The organism is Clostridium sp. Cult2 (genome assembly GCF_021655075.1).
GTDB lineage: Bacteria > Bacillota > Clostridia > Tissierellales > Tepidimicrobiaceae > Schnuerera.
Map to the genome: position 1 here is coordinate 1 of NZ_PPXX01000012.1, position 1,436 is coordinate 1,436.

General features: G+C 31.5%; 3 protein-coding genes. 2 read left to right on the plus strand and 1 reads right to left on the minus strand.

The window, feature by feature from the left end:
- Positions 1 to 202 precede the first annotated feature (202 nt).
- Positions 203 to 442 (plus strand): SelT/SelW/SelH family (seleno)protein, encoded by a 240-nt coding sequence (locus C3E90_RS01390; protein WP_336512995.1) that lies wholly within the window; start codon positions 203 to 205, stop codon positions 440 to 442.
- 32 nt (positions 443 to 474) lie between these two features.
- The gene (locus C3E90_RS01395; RefSeq protein ID WP_236913758.1) at positions 475 to 1,218 is read left to right on the plus strand and encodes an endonuclease/exonuclease/phosphatase family protein; all 744 of its coding nucleotides are present in this window, start codon (positions 475 to 477) and stop codon (positions 1,216 to 1,218) included.
- Positions 1,219 to 1,303: 85 nt separating this feature from the next.
- On the opposite strand, the gene C3E90_RS01400 is transcribed toward C3E90_RS01395, so the two are convergent.
- Positions 1,304 to 1,436 (minus strand): hypothetical protein (locus C3E90_RS01400; protein ID WP_236913416.1); only part of this gene is annotated, 133 nt, incomplete at its 5' end.

Here is a 1,436-nt window from a genome sequence, read left to right on the forward strand (position 1 = left end):
CCAAGGGGTAGTGTATGCATTTTTATTGGCATTTATAGGGTGTATGACATTTATTATCCTATAATGGAAAACAAGATCTAAAATTTACATAACAGGAGTAAATAACTTAATAATTCCTAGTCTAATTATAGATATTTTCCATTCCTTTAGGGCAACTATTAATTAATGTAATATTAACCATAATTAGACAAGGAGTGATACCGTGAAAAAAATTATAACTATTGAGTATTGTACAGCTTGAGGCTACCTACCAAGAGCAGTTGCTCTAACGGATAATTTATTGGGAGAACATAAAAACAAAATATCTGAACTAATAATAATCCCATCATCTGATGGAGTCTTTGAAGTAACTATTGGAGATGAATTGATTTTTTCTAAGAAGGAATTGGGAAGATTTCCTGAAGAAAATGAAGTAGAAGAGATAATGAGAAAGAATATATAAAGTTAAAAATAGAAACATTTGGAGTGGAAATAATGTGCATAAATGTTCTGACATGGAATATTAAAGTCGGACAAAATAAAGAAGGCGGTTATCCAATTTCAAAAACAGAAAATTTAGATAGAATTGCAGATTTTATTAGGGATTCCAAAGCTACAATAATATGTCTTCAGGAAGTAGATGCATATACTTTACGATCCGGTATAAAGACTCATCAGGCTGCATATATTGCCAACAGACTTACTCTTACCACAGGAAAGGTTTGGAATTATAAATATATTGTTTCTAAGAATATGAATCCAGGATATTACGGTAATGCAATTCTAAGTTGCTATCCAATGACAATTGCTTTAAAAATCCATTTGCCTAAGATAAACAGCAAAGAAGATCGCAGTTTTCTTCTTGCAAATGTACACATGGACGATTTTTCAATATATATAGGCACATTCCATTTGGGACTACAAGGAGATCAGATTTTTCAGGCACAACAAATAAAGAATGTATTAAACAATAATTGTTATTTTAATGAAAGAATAATCCTTGGTGGTGATCTAAATACCCCAGAAGGTTCAGATGCTTATAATATGATGCTTAACCACGGGTTCCCTATAATTGATATTGGACCTGTAGGAGTCTGTACTTTAAACTGCTATAATAATTCTGACAATCCCAAAATTGATTTTTTATTTATGAGAGAGCTTTCTACCTATAACTTAAGAAGTGAGGTACTACCCGTTGACATCTCAGATCATAGACCAGTAATGTTATATCAATGCTAAAATATATCTGATAAAAAAGAAGGCAATAAACCGTTAAAAGCATTACAAAACCCCATCTATATTCCTATAGACGGGGTTTTATAGATTAAGCTTCCATAAACATCTTTATATCATCTTCAACATTTGAAATTGTTCCAATTCCGAAGTTTTCTACCAATACATTGGCTACATTTGGTGATAAGAAAGCTGGTAGTGTTGGTCCTAAGTGGATATTTTTT